Origin of the sequence: Sphingomonas sp., assembly GCF_026460985.1 — a bacterium.
GTDB lineage: Bacteria > Pseudomonadota > Alphaproteobacteria > Sphingomonadales > Sphingomonadaceae > Sphingomonas.
The window spans coordinates 85163-102116 of the sequence record NZ_JAPKNM010000001.1 but is presented as its reverse complement, the minus strand read 5'-3'; the positions used below and the strand labels follow the sequence as shown (position 1 = coordinate 102116).

Below are 16954 nucleotides of genomic sequence, written 5' to 3'. Positions count from 1 at the left end.
GGAGGGAAAGTGGACCGCCCTATCGGAAGCGGATCACATTGACGGGGACGAACCCCGATCCGGCGCGCGGGGCGAGCCAGACCACTGCGAACGCGCTGTTCCCGGCGCGGTAGCCGATGGCCCGCTCGCCCGGAGGCAGGCTCCGGCCGAGATCGGCAAGCGGCTCCCAGCCCCCGGCCGCGGCGCGTACGTCGTAATAGGCTTCGAGCTTGGCGAAGTCGGTTCCGCTCGCGGCGGCATAGCGCGTCACTTCGGGCCGGCCGCCGGCCTGGAGAAGGTCCGCGACATGGCCGATCGCGGCCGAATCGGCGGCGGCGACGGCATCGCCGAACGCATATTCGGCGGGCTGCGCGAGGTCCGGCGGCGGGGAGGGGACCTGCGGGGACTGCGCCGGGCCGCAAGCGGCGAGCGCCGCCACGGCCAATGCCATGGCGGCGCACCGGATGGCGGGAATGCGGAAGCTTCGCCTCAAGGCTTCGCGTCTCGCTGCACCGTGCTCAGCGCCGTGTTGAAGGCATTGCGGATATCGTCGCCGACGCCGAGCTCGTTGGTCTGCGGGTTGATGGGAAGCGCCGCTCGCTCGAGCCGCTGCGCCGGCGCGACGCCGGGATCCTCGAGCGCCCAGCGGACGGCATAATGCGTCCATTCCTTGGCGACGCTGGCGGCGGTGCCGATCGCATCGCCGATCTTCGCCTTGTCGACCAGGGTGAGCGCCGAATCGAGCACCGAAGTCATCATCTCCTGTTGCTTCTTCACGTCGGTCGACCAGGACTGAGCGCCCGCATAGGCCGCCCCGACGAAATAGCCGAGCGCGCCGGCATTCTCGCGCCGCTCCTGGGGCGAGCCCGCCGCGACCGGCACCTGCGTCACCTGGTCGAGCCGTGCGGCGGGGTTCTCGTTGAGGCCGTTGCCGAACTGCAGCTTGGCCATGATCTCGCCCAGCTTCTTCTCCTGCCCGCTCTCCATCAGCGCACGGGAATAGGTGGCCATGTCGGAGCCGTCGATCGTCTCCTTGTTGTAGGCGAGCTCGCGGATCACGCCGGTGGTGTCGCTGTCGATGATCTTGGTGAGGCCCTCGGCCATCGTCTTCATCGTCTCGTCCTTGCCGACGATCACCGGCTGGCCCGCGAAGCCGCTGGTGTTGCGCACGTCGCGCAGCGTGTCGGCGCCGGCATCGAAGATCTTCGCCTTGAGATCGGGATCGGAGATCGTCGCGGCCGAGTCCATCAGCTTGCCGAAGCCTTCGGGGTGCCATCCCACGCTCGGCGCGCCCATGCTGCTCGTCATCGTCTCGTCGATCGACGACTGCATCACGGCCCGCAGCTGCTCGGAATTGAGCGCCTTGAACGCGTCCGCGGCATAGACGCTGCCCTTGAGGCTCGAGAGCACCTTGCCGACCGCCGCGGCCTCGGGGTCGCTCTTGTGGCTCGTGGTGCTGAAGACATGACTCTCGGTCCAGTTCTTCCCCTCGGTGACCTGGTCCTTCATTGCCTCGACATATTGCGTCTTCTGGTAGTTCGACGCGTGCGCCGACACCGCATCGGCCAGCTCGGTCACGCGGCGATAGCCGTCGGCGCCGTCGTCGGTCTTGGCGAAGGCTTTGCTCACGGCGGCGAGGCTCTGTCCGTCGAGCTTGCCGGCAAGGTCGTTGAACAGGTCGCGCCGCTCGTCGGCCGAATAGCCGCCATTGCCGAACCAGCTGCCGTCGACGGACTGGCCCGCCAGCTTGTCGAGCTGGCCCTGGCGCTGCAGTTCGTCGATCACCGCGTCGGCGTCGGTCGCCGAGAGGCTCTGCAGCTTCGCCTTGACGTCGTTCATCTCGCCGTGCGTGACGGTGTTGAACATGCCGGAATCGTCGAGCTTGCCCTTGATGTAGTCGACGGCGCCCTGCTGGACCGGTGTGACCATGCGATCTTCTCCTGCGGCAGGCCGGAGCGGTCCGGCTGCGGCCCCAAGAGCATGGTTCGCGGTGGGCTTCGCTCCGCGTTTCGACTAGTGGAACTAAGCGAATCGCTGAGTGCGCACCATGGAAACGGGCGCTAGAGCCGCTCCCCCCTGGCGATGCCGCTACCCTCGGCCTGCCGCCACCGTCTGCTCGATCACCCCGAAGATCGGGTGGTGCTTGTCGTCCTCGGCCCAGATGCGGACCGTGTCGCCGGCCTTGAGGAACGGCGTCTCGGCCTTGCCGCCGCGGATCGTCTCGACGGTGCGCACCTCGGCGAGGCAAGAATAGCCCACGCCGCCCTCGGCGATCGGCTTGCCGGGGCCGCCGTCGCTGCCGCGGTTGGAGACGGTGCCCGAGCCGATGATCGTCCCCGCGCCCAGCGCGCGCGTCCTGGCGGCGTGCGCGATCAGCGTGCCGAAATCGAAGGTCATGTCCTCCCCCGCCTCGGCGCGACCGAAGGGCGCGCCGTTCAGGTCGACCATCAGCTTGCGGTGGAGCTTGCCGTCCCGCCACCAGTCGCCCAGCGCATCGGGAGTGACGAACACCGGCGAGAAGGCGCTGGCGGGCTTGGACTGGAAGAAGCCGAAGCCCTTGGCGAGCTCGCCGGGGATGAGGTTGCGCAGGCTCACATCGTTGGTGAGGCCGACCAGCCGGACCGCCGCCAGCGCCTCGTCGCGCGAGGCGCCGAGCGGCACGTCGCCGGTCACCACCACCACTTCGGCCTCGAGGTCGCAGCCCCAGGCCTCGTCGGCGAGCGGGATCGGGTCGCGCGGGCCGAGGAAACCGTCGGATCCGCCCTGGTACATCAGCGGATCCTGCCAGAAGCTCTCGGGCATCTCGGCGCCGCGGGCCTGCCGGACGAGCGCGACATGGTTCACATAGGCCGAGCCGTCGGCCCATTGATAGGCGCGCGGTAACGGCGCGGTCGCCTGGCGCTCGTGGAAGCGCAACATCGGGATCGTCTCATGCTCGAGATCGGTGGCGAGGTTGCGCAGATCGCCCTCCACCTGCTCCCAATTGTCGAGCGCCGCCTGCAGCGTCGGCGCGATCGCCGACGCCTCGGCGCACCACGCCAGATCGTTCGACACCACGACGAGCTTGCCGTCGCGGCCGTGCTTCAGACTGGCGAGTTTCATGCAATTCTCTCCCGTTTCGGATACCATAGACGTGCCGGCCGCCAAGTCGAGCGGTTGAGTCCCGCGGCCGGGCGCGCAGGCACTTGACGCGGGCCGCCCCGGGGGCCATTGGCGCCGCGGCTTCGGGGCAGGTGTCCTCGGCCCCAATACCGCCCGGTCGCCGAGTCCTGTCGAAGGGCGGCCTTGGGTCCGCCCCGGCAGGCGGAGAATTGTATCCATGGCAAATGTCGCAGTGATCGGCGCCCAATGGGGCGATGAGGGCAAGGGCAAGATCGTCGACTGGCTCGCCGAGCGCGCCGACGTCGTCGTGCGCTTCCAGGGCGGGCACAATGCCGGCCACACGCTCGTCGTCGGCGAGAATGTCTACAAGCTCTCGCTGCTCCCCTCGGGCATCGTCCGCGGCACGCCGAGCGTGATCGGCAATGGCGTCGTGCTCGATCCCTGGGCGCTGCGCGACGAGATCGAGAAGCTGCGCGGCCAGGGCGTCGACGTCACGCCCGACACGCTCAAGATCGCCGACACCTGCCCGTTGATCCTGCCCTTCCACCGCGACCTCGATGCATTGCGCGAGGATGCCAGCGGCGCCGGCAAGATCGGCACCACGCGGCGCGGAATCGGCCCGGCCTATGAGGACAAGGTCGGCCGCCGCGCGATCCGCGTTTGCGATCTCGCCCATCTCGACGAACTGGGGCCGCAGCTCGATCGCCTCGCCGCGCACCACGACGCATTGCGCGCCGGCTTCGGCGAGCCGCCGATCGACCGCGCTGCGCTCGTCGAGGAGCTCCGCGCGATCGCCGGTTTCGTGCTGCCCTTCGCCCAGCCGGTCTGGCGCATGCTCAACGAGGCGCGCGGGCGCGGCCGCCGTATCCTGTTCGAAGGCGCGCAGGGCGTGCTGCTCGATATCGATCACGGCACCTATCCGTTCGTGACCTCGTCCAACACCGTCGCGGGCACCGCCGCCGCGGGTTCGGGGCTGGGGCCGGGCGCGGTCGGCTTCGTGCTCGGCATCGCCAAGGCCTATACGACGCGCGTCGGCTCGGGACCCTTCCCGAGCGAGCAGGACAATGAAGTGGGCGAGCGGCTCGGCACACGCGGGCACGAGTTCGGCACCGTGACCGGGCGCAAGCGCCGCTGCGGCTGGCTCGACGCGGTGCTGCTGCGCCAGTCGGTCGCGGTCTCCGGCGTCACCGGCATCGCGCTCACCAAATTGGACGTGCTCGACGGCTTCGACGAGATCCAGGTGTGCACCGGCTACCGGCTGCGCGGCGAGGCGCTGGATTATTATCCGGCCAATGCCGCGGACCAGGCGGCGGTGGAGGCTGTCTACGAGACCATGCCCGGCTGGCACGAATCGACCGCGGGCGCGCGCAGCTGGGCCGAGCTGCCCGCCGCGGCGATCAAATATATCCGGCGCGTGGAGGAATTGATCCAGTGTCCGGTCGCCCTGGTCTCGACCAGCCCCGAGCGCGAGGACACCATTCTCGTCCGCGATCCCTTCGCGGACTGATTGGAACGGCTTGGGCCCCGGCGGACGCACCGCCAGGGCCCTTGTCGAGCATCAACGCTGCGGCGTGGGAGCGGCAGAGTCCGGTGCCGGCGTGGTGGTCGGCGCAGTGCTCGCGCTCGGGTCGGCCGACGGCTCGGTGGTGCCGCTGCCGGTCGTGCCGCTGTCGGTCGCGGGCGCGGTGCTCTCGGCGCCGGCTTCGCCCTTCTTTTCCTTCTTGTGCTTCTTGTGGTCCTGGCTGGCGCTGGCATCGGTCGACGAGGTCGCCGACTGATCCTGCGGGGTCGATTGCGGCGTTTCCTGCGCCACCGCGGCGGCGGGAAGCAGCATGGCACCGGCAAGGAACAAGGTGAGCTTACGCATGTTTTACACTCCTGCATTGACCAAAATGGCAGGAAATGAACGGCCTCGCCGCGCGCCGGTTGCGTGTGGCGGGGGCGCTTCGCCGCTGCAACAAAACCGATTGACCCCGAGCCGAGGCTAGCGCGGGATCAGCCGCACTGCGCCCTGTGCAACAATTTCTGATCGGCCAATACCAAAGCGACCATTGCTTCCACCACCGGTGCGCCGCGAATGCCGACGCAGGGATCGTGCCGCCCCTTGGTGCGGATCTCGGTCGCTTCGCCTTCGCGGCTGATCGTCTCGACCGGGGTCAGGATCGAGCTGGTCGGCTTGAACGCGACGCGGACCAGCACCGGCTGGCCGGTGGAGATGCCGCCCGCGATGCCGCCGGCATGGTTGGCGAGGAAGTGCACGCCGTCGGGGCCCGGCCGCATCGCATCGGCATTCTGCTCGCCCGTCAGCGTCGCCGCGGCGAAGCCGTCGCCGATCTCGATGCCCTTCACCGCGTTGATCGACATGCACGCCGCGGCGAGCTCGCTGTCGAGCTTGGCGTAGAGCGGCGCCCCCCAGCCGGGCGGCACGCCGGTCGCTTCGCAGGCGATCACCGCGCCGAGCGACGAGCCGGCTTTGCGCGCATCGTCGACGAGCTTCTCCCAGCGCGCGGCGGCGGCGGCGTCGGGGCAGAAGAAGGGGTTCCGGTCGATCTCGGCTGCGTCGAAATTGGCGGGATCGATCGAATCGCCGCCGATCGCCTCCACCCAGGCACGGATCTTCACTTCGGGAATGGCGAGGCGCGCCACCGCGCCCGCGGCGACGCGCGCCGCCGTCTCGCGCGCCGAGGAACGTCCGCCGCCGCGATAGTCGCGGAACCCATATTTCTGGTCATAGGCATAGTCGGCATGGCCGGGGCGATAGGCCTGCGCGACTTCGGAATAGTCCTTCGAGCGCTGGTCGACATTCTCGATCATCAGGCTGATCGGCGTGCCGGTGGTGCGCCCCTCGAACACGCCCGAGAGGATGCGGACCTGATCGGGTTCCTGCCGCTGCGTGGTGAAGCGCGACTGGCCCGGGCGGCGCTTGTCGAGGAAGGGCTGGATGTCGGCCTCGGACAGTTCGAGCCCCGGCGGGCAGCCGTCGACCACGGCGCCGAGCGCCGGCCCATGGCTCTCGCCCCAGGTGGTGAAGCGGAAGACGCGTCCGAAGGTATTGAACGACATTACCCCTCTCCCCCTTGGGGGAGAGGGAGGGGCCCGCTCGCCGAAGGCGAGTGGGAGGGTGAGGGGGCGAGCGCGGAGCCAATGGCAGCTACGACGCCTTCCAGGTTTCGCATCACCTCATCGTTCGCAAACCGGATCACGCGGAACCCTTCCTCCTTGAGCCACGCCGTTCGCCGCTCGTCATAATCCTGCTGATGCGCGTGGGTGTCGCCGTCAACCTCTACTGCCAGCTTCGCCTCGGCGCAGTAAAAGTCGACGAGGAAGGGACCGAGCCAGACCTGATTGCGAAACTTGGCATTGCCAAGCTGGCGGTTGCGCAGAGCCTGCCAGAGGCGGTTCTCCGGTTCGGTGCGATTGCGCCGAGCTTCGCGCTGGAACTTCAGCGACTCATGACCGGGCGGACGCTTCATCCCCTCACCCTTCCCACCGCCTCACGGCGGCGGGCCCCTTCCCTCTCCCCTTCAGGGAGAGGGAGTTAAACCAAAGCGATGTCGGGTGCGTCCTCGGCCTTCATGCCGATGACATTGTAGCCGGCGTCGACATGGTGCGTCTCGCCGGTCACGCCCGACGAGAGGTCGGAGAGCAAATAGAGCCCGGCGCCGCCGACATCCTCGATCGTGACGTTGCGCTTGAGCGGCGAGTTGAGCTCGTTCCACTTGAGGATCAGGCGGAAGTCGCCGATTCCCGAGGCGGCGAGCGTCTTGATCGGGCCGGCCGAGATCGCGTTGACGCGGATATTGTCGCGGCCGAGATCGACCGCGAGATATTGGACGCTGGTCTCCAGCGCAGCTTTGGCGACGCCCATCACGTTGTAATGGGGGATCACCTTCTCGGCACCGTAATAGCTGAGGGTCAGTAGGCTGCCGCCGTTCGGCATCATCGCCGCGGCCCGCTTGCAGACCGCGACGAACGAATAGACGCTGATGTTCATCGTCATCAGGAAATTGTCGAGGCTGGTGTCGACATAGCCGCCGCGCAGCTCGTTCTTGTCGGAGAAGCCGATCGCGTGGACGACGAAGTCGATCGTCGGCCAGCGCTCCGCCAGCGTCGCGAAGGTCTTGTCGAGATCGGCCATGTCGGAGACGTCGCAATCGATCAGGAAATCGCTCCCGAGCTGCTCGGCGAGCGGGCGCACGCGCTTCTCGAGCGCCTCGCCCTGATAGCTGAACGCGAGCTCCGCGCCCTGCTCGCGCAGTTTCTGGGCAATGCCCCATGCCAGCGAACGATCGTTCGCCAGGCCCATGATCAACCCGCGCTTGCCCTGCATCAATCCCGTCACGACGCACTATCCTCCTTCTGGCGCGCCTCCTCTAGCCCGTCCGGGACCGGTTCGGCTAGGGCAGCGTTGAGTTCGGCGCCCGCGACGATGCCGAGCCCGATCAGATAGAAGAAGATCAGCACGATCATCACGCCGGCAAGGCTGCCGTAAGTAAGGTCGTAGCTGCCGAGCATGCCCAGCACGCGCGGCAGCATCGCGGTGACGAACAGCCACCAGACCGTGGTGAAGGCCGGCCCCGGCCATTTCGGGCATTTGGAATAGCGGTAGCGGCTCGGCGTCAGCGAATAGAAGAGCATGTACAATGCACCGAACAGCACGAGCGCGGGCAGGGCCTTGGTGAAGGAGACGATCGACTGGGTCTGCGACGCCCAGGGCAGCAACTGGTAGATGAACTGCTCGATACCGGTCAGCATTACCTGGAAGCTGAACGCGGCCATTGCGAGGACGACCGACGCGACGGTGATGCCGATCGCCCCCAGGCGATAGCGCCAGAAGGGGGTGCTCGTCGTCACGCCATAGGATTGGCGAAGGGCGCCGCGCAGCGTCTCGATGAAGCCGGCGGTGGTCCACAGGCCGACCAGCGCGCCGAACCAGAGGAGGTTCCCCGTGCGCGCCTGCAGCACGTCGGAGGCAGGCTTGCGGAGCACCTCGGCGACGTCGGGCGGCATGGTCAGCAGAAACGCCTCCAGCGTCCTTATCCCCTCCGCGCTGCGGCCGACGAGTTGGGCGACCGCCGCGGCTACGATCAGGAAGGGGAACAGCGTGACGAGCGAGAGATAGGCGAAATTGCCGGCATAGGTGAACCCTTCGTTGAAGGTATCCGTCGCGACTCGGCCGAGGACATGGAAGAAGCGGGGACCGAATCCGAGCCTGCCCATTCCAGCGCGAACGCGGGCACCGACCCCGGGCTTCGCCTCGGCGGCGTCCGCGGATTCGCCTTCGTTCACAAAGGCTCAGACGCCCATGCGGCCACGCGGGTTCCCCTTGTCCTTCCAGCCCTGCACGAACTCGACGAGCGCGTCGTCGTCGACCGGCAGGTCGACCATCAATGTGACCAGCAGGTCGCCGCGGCCGTCGCCCTTCTTGTGGAAGCCGCGCCCCTTGAGCCGCAGCACCTTGCCCGAGGTCGATCCCTTGGGAACCTTGAGCATCACCGCGCCGTCGGGCGTGGGCACGCGCACATCGGCGCCGAGCACGGCCTCGGACAGGCTCACCGGCAGGTCGAGCCGGACATCGTCGCCTTCGCGCGCGAAGAAGCGGTGCGGCTGGACGTCGATCGTCACGATCGCGTCGCCGAAGCCGCCCGGGCCTTCCTCGCCCTTGCCGGCGAGGCGCATCTGCGTGCCGGTCTCGACGCCCGCGGGCAGCTTGAGGTCGATCGTCTTGCCGTCGCGCAAAGTGATCCGCTGCGGCGCGAGCCTGGCCGCGTCCTCGAACGCCACGGCGAGCCGATAGGCGACGTTGGCGCCCTTGGCGGCCGGCTTGCGCCCGAACCCGCCGAAGCCGCCGCTGAACCCGCCGCCGCCGCGCCGCCCCGCGCCGCCGCCGAACAGGCCCTCGAAGATGTCGCCGATGTCGCTGGCCTCGCCGCCGAAGTCGAACCCGCCGCCGCCGGGGCGGAAGCCGCCCTGCTGCCCGCCGCCGCCGAAGCCGAACGGCGCGGTCGGGTTGCCGTCGCCGTCGATCTCGCCGCGGTCGAAGCGCGCGCGCTTGTCCTTGTCGCTCAGCAGGTCGTAGGCCGAAGTCACCAGGCTGAACTTCTCGGACGCCTTGGGATTGTCCTTGTTGCGGTCGGGGTGCAGCTCCTTGGCGAGCTTGCGATACGCCTTCTTGATCTCGGCTTCGCTCGCGCCCCGCGCCACGCCCAGAGTTGCATACGGATCGGCCACCAAATTCCCCGTTCGAAAAGCACCAAATTCGTGCGCCCCTTTATAGGAGCGTTGCGCGCGCGAACATCGGCGTGGCGGGCGTTTTGCGCAAGCCCGGCTCAGGCGGGGACTTGTTCGAGCGGCTCGACGTCGACCGAGACGCGCATGTTGCGCGCGCCCGATCCCAGCACGATCCCGTCGATCGGCGCGACATCGGCATAGTCGCGCCCGATCGCGACGACGACATGGTCGCCCGCCATCCAGATGCCGTTGGTGGGATCGACACCGACCCAGCCGAGCTCGGGACCGGCCCAGACCAGCACCCAGGCATGCGTCGCGTCGGCGCCGACGAGCCGCTTCTGGCCCGGCGGCGGCAGCGTGCGGATATAGCCCGAGGCATAGGCCGCGGGCAGGCCGGCGGCGCGCAAGCCCGAGAGCATGATCTGCGCGAAATCCTGGCACACCCCGCCGCGCTTGAGGAACGCCTCGCGCGGGGGGGTGTCGACCAGGGTCGCGGTGGGATCGAAGGCGAAGTCGCGCTGGATGCGCAAAGCGAGCGCGAGCGCGGCATCGAGCACGCCGCGCCCGGGATCGAGATCGGCGGCGCACCAGGCGGCGATCTCTCGGTCGAGCGGGATGAGCGGCGAGGGGAAGAGATAGGCGGCGGGGCCGGCGGGCGAGGGATCGCGGCTCGCCCGCGCCCATTCGCCGATCTGCGCGACGGTGGGATCGGAAGCGGCGGGGACGGGCACCAGCCGGTCGACGCGGACGCGCGCGCGGCTCTCGATGGTGAGCGTGCGCGCCGGCTGCTCGACCACCAAGCGGACGACATTGGCGAGCCCGGCCTCGGCACGGGTCGGGAAGGTGCGGCCCTGCGGCTCGAGGATCAGCGCATAATCCTCCACTACCTGACCCGACCAGAGGATCGGCTCGAGCCGGAGATTGTTGCGCGCGAAGGCAGCGGGCTCGGCATATTCGAAGCGCGTGACGTGCCGGATCTGGTACAGCATCGCGGGTCAGGCCAGCACGAGGCCGGCGGCGCGCAGCGGCTCGGCGCCCTGGAGGAAATAGCGCCTTGCGATCGCACCGGAAAGCCGCGTGAGGCGCGCCTCGATATCGGCGAGCAGCGCGTCGCTCAGCCGCGTCGCGTTGGTGGTGACGAGCAGCGCCGCGATCTCGCGCGCCTGTTCCTGCTGGGGCTCGGCGAGGCCGTCGTCGGAAAGCATGGGCAATTTGTTGAGATGCGTCGAAATCGCCGCGACCTGGTAGGCCAGGGCGCGGGGATTGTTGGGATCGAGCGTCACCAGGTCGAGCACGGGAATGCGCGCCATGCCGGTGAGGTAACGCTGGCGATAGCTGATCTGGTTGTCCATCAGGTCGAGCAGGGTCGAGAGATCGTCCGCGGTGGCCGCGGAGCCGCCGAACGCGCGGATGGCGCGGATGGCGCCCAGCGCGCGCTCGATCCGGCGGCCGAGATCGTGGAAGCGCCACGCGTCGGTGCGCGTCATATGCTCGCTCGCCAGCCCGTTGAGCGCCGAATAGCGGCGCTGGAGCGAGCCCGCCTTGTCGAGTAGCACGCCACGCTGCGGGAAGGGCGCGTCGAGCAGGCGGATCATGTCGGCCGAGAGCCGCTCGCGCGAGACCTGGCCGATCGACTGCGCCTGGCGATTGATCGCGCGGACGCTGTACCAGCCCTCCTCGTCCTCGAGCGCGGTGCGGGCGAGCTGGGTCAGGTCGGCGCGCTTGAGGCCCTTGGGCTCGGGCGCCGCTCCGAACTGCACCACCAGCCGGGCGAGGCCGGCGACCGTGTCGGGGGGCAAAGCCGCGCCGGTATCCGCACCGATCGAATGGCCGAGCAGCACGCGGACCAGCCCGAGCAGCGACTCGCCGCGCTCGAGATAGCGGCCGAGCCAGAAGAGATTGTCGGCGACGCGGCTCGGCAGGGTGCCCGGATTGCGCCGCAGCTGGACGGCGTCGTCCGACGGCAGCAAGGTAACCGGCGCGACCGGATCGGGGCCGTGCACGCAGACATCGGCGGACCACATGCCCTCGCCCATCACCGCGGCGCGCGGATCGGGATGCTCGCCGATTCGCGCGAAGCCGCCGGGCAGCACGGTCCATTCGCCGTTCGCGCCGCGCGCGGCGAATACCCGAAGCGTGAAGGGGCGCGGCGCGAGCGCGTCTCCCGCCAGGGCCGGCATGGTCGAGAGTTGGACGATCTCCTGGCCGACATAATCCTGCGGCCGGCGCGTCATGTCGTCGAGCAGGGCGGCGCGCTCCGCCGGGCCCAGCGCGGCGCCGAGCGCGGCGCGGCCCTCGGGAAGCCCCAGCGGCGCGGCGCCGAAGGCAGGCGATATCAGCAGCGAATCGAGATTGGCCGCGACGTGCGCGCGTTCGGCATCCTGCCCGCACCACCAGGTCGCGATGTTGGGAAGCCGCAGCGTCTCGCCGGTGAGGATCTCGGCCAGGCGCGGCAGGAAGGCGGCGAAGACGGGCGCCTCGAGCAGCCCGGCGCCGGGGGCGTTGGCGACCAGGACATTGCCCGCCGCCATCGCGTCGATCACGCCGGGAACGCCGATCGTCGAATGCGAATCGAGCGCGAGCGGATCGAGCAGCCGTGGGTCGAGCCTATGCCAGAGCGCATCGACGCGCTTCAGCCCGGCGATGGTGCGGACATAGAGGCGGTCGTCGAGCGCGGCGAGATCGGCGCCTTCGACGAGCAGGAAGCCGAGATAGCGCGCAAGATGCGCCTGCTCGGCATAGCTGGGGTTGAGGCGGCCGGGAGTGAGCAGGGCGATGCGCGGCTCGGCGCGCCGGCACGCCGCGGCCAGGCCCTCGCGGAAGGCGCCGAAGAAGGGCGCATGGCGCTCGATGTTGAGCCGCGCCGGGAGCTCGCCCAGCGTGCGCGCCATCGCCAGCCGGTTCTCGAGCGCATAGCCCGCGCCCGCCGGCGCGCGGAGATGGTCGGCGAGCACGCGCCACTCGCCCGAGGGGCCGCGGCAGAGATCGGCGGCGACGAACTGGAGATGGTGCCCGCCCGGCGGGGTGAGGTGCGTCAGCGGGCGGAGGAAGAACGGGCTGCCGGTCACCAGCGCCGCGGGGACATGGCCGTCGGCGACGAGCTTCGCTTCGCCGTACAGGTCCTGCAGCACCTTTTCGAGCAGCCCCGCGCGCTGGGCCACGCCGGCGGCGATGCCCTCCCACTCGGCCTTGTCGATCAGCAGCGGGACCGGCGAGAGCGGCCAGCGGCGTTCGTCGCCCTCGCCGGCGATGCGAAAGCCGGTGCCGATATCCTCGGCATGGCGCTGGGCACGCTCGCGGGCAGGCGCGAGATCCTCCCCGGAAAGCGCGGCGAGTTCCTCGAACAGCGCAGACCAGGCCGGATCGTGGCCGGCGGCGCACAGCACGTCGCTGGGCGGGACATGCGCGCGATAGTCGGCGATCCAGCGATCCGCGATCGTCGCGGCGTCGAACAACGATGTCGCGGCGCGACTGGCCAATTGCGCTTCCTCCGAGAGCGGCGTGATGGGCGAAAGCCCGTTGCGAGGCAATACGGGAGTGGGGCTATTGCCCCAGCAGCGGTGCGAGCTCGCGCTGGCCGCTGATCACGCGAAGCACGGTCACCGCGGCCTCGACGCGATAGGCGATGAGCACCTTTCGCTCGAACACGAGCGTGCGCACGCCCGGCGCGAGATCGTCGCGCGGAGTGCCGCGCAATGGGAATTGCGCGAGGCCGGCCATTTTCCGTTCGATCCGATCGAGATAGCCGTCCGCGATCGCGCGACCTGCCTCTCCCGTGATCCATTGGTGGAGCGCGATCAGGTCCTGCACCGCGAGCGGCGACAGCAGGACGGCATGCGTCACGCCTTCGGCTCGGCGACCGCCGCGCGTATCGCCGCGAAGGCGTCCACCATGGGCACGGCGGGGCGTTCGTCCGCCAGCGCCTCGGCAACCCGCGCGCGCAGCAGCGTGTCCAGCGCGGCTTCCTCGCGGTCGAGCGCGCGCAGTCCGGCGCGGACGAGCTCGCTCATCGACGCGAACCGGCCCGAGGCGAGATGCCGCTCGGCCTGTTCGGTCATGTCGCCCAATGTCACGGTCACTGCTTTCGCCGCCATGCGCGTCTCCCAATATGATTTTATCATATAGCACCGGAGACGAAGTGGCAAAAGACTGCCGCGCCTACAGATCCGGCAGCGCCTGTTGCGCCTCTCCCCAGCCCTGCAACGCCCGGCCGGTGGCGCGTTCGAGCAAAGTGGCGGCGTCGCGGATGGTGTAGAGCCTGGCCGAATCCAGGTCGCGCAGCTCGCTCCAGCTGATGGGTGCGGCGACCGGCGCGTTCTCGCGCGCGCGGGCGACATAAGGGAGCACTGCGGTCGCGCCGCGCTGGTTGCGCAGATAGTCGATGAAGATCTTGCCCTTGCGGTCGAGCTTCTTGAGGTTGGCGGTGAAGCGGTCGGGCTCGGCCTGGGCGAGCGCGCGGGCGAAGCGCTCGGCGAAGCTGCGCACCGCGGGCCATTCGGCCTGGGGGATCAGCGGCACCACTACGTGCACGCCCTTGCCGCCCGACAGCATCGGCCAGCTGGTGAGGCCGATATCGGCGAGATGGTCCTTGAGGTCGGCCGCCGCCTTCTTGACCATAATGAAGTCGAGGCCCTCGTCGGGATCGAGATCGAAGACGAGCCGGTCGGGCTTCTCGATATCGGCGACGAGGCTGCCCCAGCCGTGGAACTCGATCGTGCCCATCTGGACGCAGGCCAGCATGCCGTCGAGATCGTCGACATAGAGATAGGGCTCGATCGACCCGTCCTTCTCGCGGACGTCGACATGGTGGACATGCGCGCCGAAGCTGCCGGCGTCGTGCTTCTGGAAGAAGCAATGCCTGGCGCGCCCCTGCGGGCAGCGGACGAGGCTGATCGGGCGGCCGGCGAGCCAGCGCAACGCAATCGGCGCGACCGCGGCGTAATAATCGGCGAGCTGGCCCTTGGTGAGGCCGGCCTCGGGGTAGATCACGCGGTCGCGGTTGCTGATTCTGACGTCCGAGGGCGCCATGGCGGGCGTTTCGGGAAGCGGAGCGGGCGTCTCGACGACGACGTCCTTGGAGTTCTTGTCCTCGCGCAGGCCGAGGAAGCTGGCGTGCCGCACGACATTCTCGGCAGTGAACTCGGTGAAGGCGATCTCGGCGACCAGTTGCGGCTTCAGCCACTTCGCGCCGCGTGCCTCGGCCCTCGGCACCTTCACGGGCGCCTCCTTTGCCGGGATCGCGTCGAAGCGCTCGCGCAATTCATGGAGCGTCCGCTGGTCGAAGCCGGTCCCCACCTTACCGGCATAAACGAGCCCCTCGGGGCCGTTGACCGCCAGCAGGAGTGAGCGGAAGCCGCGGCCCTTGGCGCTGCTCGGCGTCCAGCCGACGATCACGAACTCCTGGCGGTGGATGCACTTGACCTTGAGCCAGGCCTTGGTGCGCGCGCCGCGATAGGGGGCGTCGGCGCGCTTGGAGACGATCCCCTCATAGCCCTCGCGGCACATCGTCTCGAACAGTTTCTCGCCCGCGCCGACGATATGCTCGGAGAAGAGGATGCGTTCATCGCTGCCCGCAAGGAGAGCGCGCAGGCGTTCCTTGCGGGCGAGCTGGGGGAGCTTGGCGATGTCCTCGCCGCGATCGGCGAGCAGGTCGAAGGCGAAGAAGACGAGCCCCTCGCCGCCCGCCGCGATCGCTTCCTGGAGCGTCGAGAAATCGGGCTTGCCGTTCTTGTACGCGACGATTTCGCCGTCGATCAGCACGGGGCCGGGCAGCGCCTCGGCGGCCTCGGCGATGCCGGGGAATCTGTCGGTCCAGTCGAGCCCGGTGCGGGTGTAGATCTTCGGGCCGCCGGCGCCCGTGGCGATCAGCGCGCGATAGCCGTCATATTTGACCTCGTGGAGCCACTGGTTGCCGGCGGGGACGGTGTCGACCAGCGTGGCGAGCTGGGGCGGCCGGAAGGGGGGCAATTTTCCGTCATCCCGGCGAAAGCCGGGACCTCGGGCCGCGGGCGTACGGCTCGTCGCCTGAGGTCCCGGCTTTCGCCGGGATGACGCGGTAGCCTTCTTCCCCTCGGCGATCTCCTGCATCGTCCTTCCGGTCTTGATGCTGGTGAGGCCGGTCTCGACCAGCGCGTCGGTCGCGCCGGCATAGGCGTCGTCGATCTTCCGGAGCAGCCAGTTCTCGCTCTTCTCCTTGCTCCGCGGCTCGAGGCGGATGAGCAGCCATTCGCCGTGCATCCGCTCGCCTTCCAGGCGGAAATGGAGATGGCCCTTTTCGAGATCCTTCGCGCTCTTGCCCTCGACCGGCGCCCACACGCCGTCGTCCCACAGCATCACCGTGCCGCCGCCATATTGGCCCTTGGGGATCGTGCCTTCGAAATCGGCGTAGGAGAGCGGGTGATCCTCGGTGCGCACCGCGAGGCGCTTCTCGTCGGGATCGAGGCTGGGGCCGCGGGTGACCGCCCAGCTCTTGAGCACGCCGTCCACCTCCAGGCGGAAATCCCAGTGGAGCCGGCTCGCATCGTGCTTCTGGACCATGAAACGATTGCCGCCGGTGCGCGCTACCTTGCCCGCGGGCTCGGCGGTCCGCGCGAAGTCGCGCTTGGCGTTGTATTTGGCGAGGGGGTTGGTCTTGGCAGCCATTTTCTACTCCGTCATCCCCGCGAAAGCGGGGACCCATCTCCCACCCGATCCGCGCACGGCACGCTTCGCGAGATGGGCCCCCGCTTTCGCGGGGGTGACGGTTGATGGGATCACGCCCGTTTCCTCGCCGGCGCCTTCTTCGCCGGGGCCTTGGCCGGCCTGGTCTTCACCGCCGCGCTCGACTTGGCCTCGGGCTTCTCGAGCGACTTCTTGAGCGCCGCCATCAGGTCGACGACGTTCGAGCCGCGGCTCGGCGCGCCTTCGTCCTTGTCCTCGATGATCTTCCTGCCCTTGGCCTTCTTCTTGCGCTCGATCAGGTCCTTGAGCGCGTCCACATAGCGGTCGTGGAACACCTTGGGGTCGAACCTGGCGACCTTCTTGTCGATCAGCGTCTCCGCCAGGCCGAGCAGTTCGGGATCGGGGGCGGCATCGGGGATGTCGCGGAAATAGCCCTGCGCCTTGTTGACCTCGTCGGCGTAGCGCAACGTCTCGAGCACCATGCCGCGGCCGCAGGGCTTGAGGCTCACCACATATTCGCGGCCCCGGAGCGCGAGCTGACCGAGCCCGACCTTCCGCGTGCGCCTCAACGCCTCGCGCAGCACGATGAACGCTTCCTCGGCGAGATCGTCGGCGGGGACGACGAAATAGGGCTTCTCGTAATAGAGCACGTCGATCTCGTCGGCGTCGACGAACTGGGTGAGCTCGAGCGTCTTCTTCGATTCGAGCTTCACCGCGTCGATCTCGTCCTGCTCGAGCAGGACGTACTGGCCCTTCTCGTACTCGAAGCCCTTGACGATCTCGTCCACATCGACCGGGCCGACGCCGGGGGCGACCTTCTCGTACTTGATCCGCTTGCCGCTGGGCTCGTGGATCTGGTGGAAGCTGATCTGCGCGCCCGATTTGGTCGCCGAATAGATCTCGACCGGGATCGACACGAGCGCCAACCGTATCTGTCCCTGCCAATAGGCGCGCGCGGCCATTGCGTGAAACTCCTCATTGC

Annotated in this window: 16 protein-coding genes; 1 reads left to right on the top strand and 15 read right to left on the bottom strand. The window is 68.8% G+C overall.

The annotated features are described in order from the left end of the window. Positions 1–19 precede the first annotated feature (19 nt). The 3 genes from MT490_RS00480 to MT490_RS00470 form a co-directional block, all read right to left on the bottom strand. A complete protein-coding gene (locus MT490_RS00480) occupies positions 20–430 on the bottom strand; it encodes a hypothetical protein (protein ID WP_297383259.1) in 411 nt (136 codons plus the stop codon). A gap of 38 nt (positions 431–468) precedes the next feature. Continuing rightward, entirely contained in the window at positions 469–1908 is a 1440-nt protein-coding gene (locus tag MT490_RS00475; RefSeq protein WP_297383257.1) for a hypothetical protein, read from the bottom strand. Positions 1909–2067: 159 nt separating this feature from the next. Next, positions 2068–3081: a fumarylacetoacetate hydrolase family protein gene (locus MT490_RS00470; RefSeq protein ID WP_297383255.1), complete on the bottom strand. Its 1014-nt coding sequence runs from the start codon at positions 3079–3081 to the stop codon at positions 2068–2070. A gap of 217 nt (positions 3082–3298) precedes the next feature. Here MT490_RS00470 and MT490_RS00465 point away from each other — a divergent pair, with 217 nt between their 5' ends. Further along, complete coding sequence (locus tag MT490_RS00465; RefSeq protein WP_297383253.1) at positions 3299–4588, top strand: adenylosuccinate synthase; 1290 nt, start codon at positions 3299–3301, stop codon at positions 4586–4588. 51 nt (positions 4589–4639) lie between these two features. Here the strand turns inward: MT490_RS00465 and MT490_RS00460 are convergent, their stop codons facing one another. The 12 genes from MT490_RS00460 to MT490_RS00405 form a co-directional block, all read right to left on the bottom strand. After that, entirely contained in the window at positions 4640–4948 is a 309-nt protein-coding gene (locus MT490_RS00460) for a hypothetical protein (RefSeq protein ID WP_297383252.1), read from the bottom strand. A 128-nt stretch (positions 4949–5076) separates the two neighbouring features. After that, positions 5077–6144, bottom strand: coding sequence for a chorismate synthase (gene aroC, locus MT490_RS00455; RefSeq protein ID WP_297383250.1), 1068 nt, complete (start codon positions 6142–6144; stop codon positions 5077–5079). Beyond that, positions 6144–6554, bottom strand: coding sequence for an endonuclease domain-containing protein (locus MT490_RS00450; protein ID WP_297383248.1), 411 nt, complete (start codon positions 6552–6554; stop codon positions 6144–6146). The genes aroC and MT490_RS00450 overlap by 1 nt, the downstream gene beginning before the upstream one ends. Before the next feature lie 65 nt (positions 6555–6619). After that, on the bottom strand, positions 6620–7423 hold the full coding sequence (fabI, locus tag MT490_RS00445) for an enoyl-ACP reductase FabI (protein WP_297383247.1): 804 nt from the start codon (positions 7421–7423) through the stop codon (positions 6620–6622). Then, positions 7420–8301, bottom strand: a complete 882-nt coding sequence (locus MT490_RS00440) for a YihY/virulence factor BrkB family protein (RefSeq protein ID WP_297383245.1) — start codon at positions 8299–8301, stop codon at positions 7420–7422. Before MT490_RS00440 ends, fabI begins: the two co-directional genes overlap by 4 nt. 75 nt (positions 8302–8376) lie before the next feature. Next, positions 8377–9312 (bottom strand): DnaJ C-terminal domain-containing protein, encoded by a 936-nt coding sequence (locus MT490_RS00435; RefSeq protein ID WP_297383243.1) that lies wholly within the window; start codon positions 9310–9312, stop codon positions 8377–8379. Between the two features lie 98 nt (positions 9313–9410). Continuing rightward, positions 9411–10301 (bottom strand): transglutaminase family protein, encoded by an 891-nt coding sequence (locus tag MT490_RS00430; RefSeq protein ID WP_297383240.1) that lies wholly within the window; start codon positions 10299–10301, stop codon positions 9411–9413. A gap of 6 nt (positions 10302–10307) precedes the next feature. Beyond that, positions 10308–12791, bottom strand: coding sequence for a circularly permuted type 2 ATP-grasp protein (locus MT490_RS00425; protein ID WP_297383238.1), 2484 nt, complete (start codon positions 12789–12791; stop codon positions 10308–10310). Positions 12792–12855: 64 nt separating this feature from the next. Then, on the bottom strand, positions 12856–13155 hold the full coding sequence (locus tag MT490_RS00420; protein ID WP_297383236.1) for a type II toxin-antitoxin system RelE/ParE family toxin: 300 nt from the start codon (positions 13153–13155) through the stop codon (positions 12856–12858). Further along, on the bottom strand, positions 13152–13406 hold the full coding sequence (locus tag MT490_RS00415; protein ID WP_297383234.1) for a type II toxin-antitoxin system ParD family antitoxin: 255 nt from the start codon (positions 13404–13406) through the stop codon (positions 13152–13154). The genes MT490_RS00420 and MT490_RS00415 overlap by 4 nt, the downstream gene beginning before the upstream one ends. Positions 13407–13470: 64 nt before the next feature. Beyond that, a complete protein-coding gene (gene ligD, locus MT490_RS00410; protein WP_297383232.1) occupies positions 13471–15954 on the bottom strand; it encodes a DNA ligase D in 2484 nt (827 codons plus the stop codon). A 110-nt stretch (positions 15955–16064) separates the two neighbouring features. Further along, entirely contained in the window at positions 16065–16934 is an 870-nt protein-coding gene (locus tag MT490_RS00405) for a Ku protein (protein WP_297383230.1), read from the bottom strand. Positions 16935–16954: the final 20 nt, after the last annotated feature.

What these genes read in the sequence shown, in the direction of transcription:
- MT490_RS00480 (WP_297383259.1), bottom strand. Translation starts at nt 430, where the DNA reads ATGGCATTGGCCGTGGCGGCGCTCGCCGCTTGCGGCCCGGCGCAGTCC.
- MT490_RS00475 (WP_297383257.1), bottom strand. Translation starts at nt 1,908, where the DNA reads ATGGTCACACCGGTCCAGCAGGGCGCCGTCGACTACATCAAGGGCAAG.
- MT490_RS00470 (WP_297383255.1), bottom strand. Translation starts at nt 3,081, where the DNA reads ATGAAACTCGCCAGTCTGAAGCACGGCCGCGACGGCAAGCTCGTCGTG.
- MT490_RS00465 (WP_297383253.1), top strand. Translation starts at nt 3,299, where the DNA reads ATGGCAAATGTCGCAGTGATCGGCGCCCAATGGGGCGATGAGGGCAAG.
- MT490_RS00460 (WP_297383252.1), bottom strand. Translation starts at nt 4,948, where the DNA reads ATGCGTAAGCTCACCTTGTTCCTTGCCGGTGCCATGCTGCTTCCCGCC.
- aroC (WP_297383250.1), bottom strand. Translation starts at nt 6,144, where the DNA reads ATGTCGTTCAATACCTTCGGACGCGTCTTCCGCTTCACCACCTGGGGC.
- MT490_RS00450 (WP_297383248.1), bottom strand. Translation starts at nt 6,554, where the DNA reads ATGAAGCGTCCGCCCGGTCATGAGTCGCTGAAGTTCCAGCGCGAAGCT.
- MT490_RS00440 (WP_297383245.1), bottom strand. Translation starts at nt 8,301, where the DNA reads ATGGGCAGGCTCGGATTCGGTCCCCGCTTCTTCCATGTCCTCGGCCGA.
- MT490_RS00430 (WP_297383240.1), bottom strand. Translation starts at nt 10,301, where the DNA reads ATGCTGTACCAGATCCGGCACGTCACGCGCTTCGAATATGCCGAGCCC.
- MT490_RS00415 (WP_297383234.1), bottom strand. Translation starts at nt 13,406, where the DNA reads ATGGCGGCGAAAGCAGTGACCGTGACATTGGGCGACATGACCGAACAG.
- ligD (WP_297383232.1), bottom strand. Translation starts at nt 15,954, where the DNA reads ATGGCTGCCAAGACCAACCCCCTCGCCAAATACAACGCCAAGCGCGAC.
- MT490_RS00405 (WP_297383230.1), bottom strand. Translation starts at nt 16,934, where the DNA reads ATGGCCGCGCGCGCCTATTGGCAGGGACAGATACGGTTGGCGCTCGTG.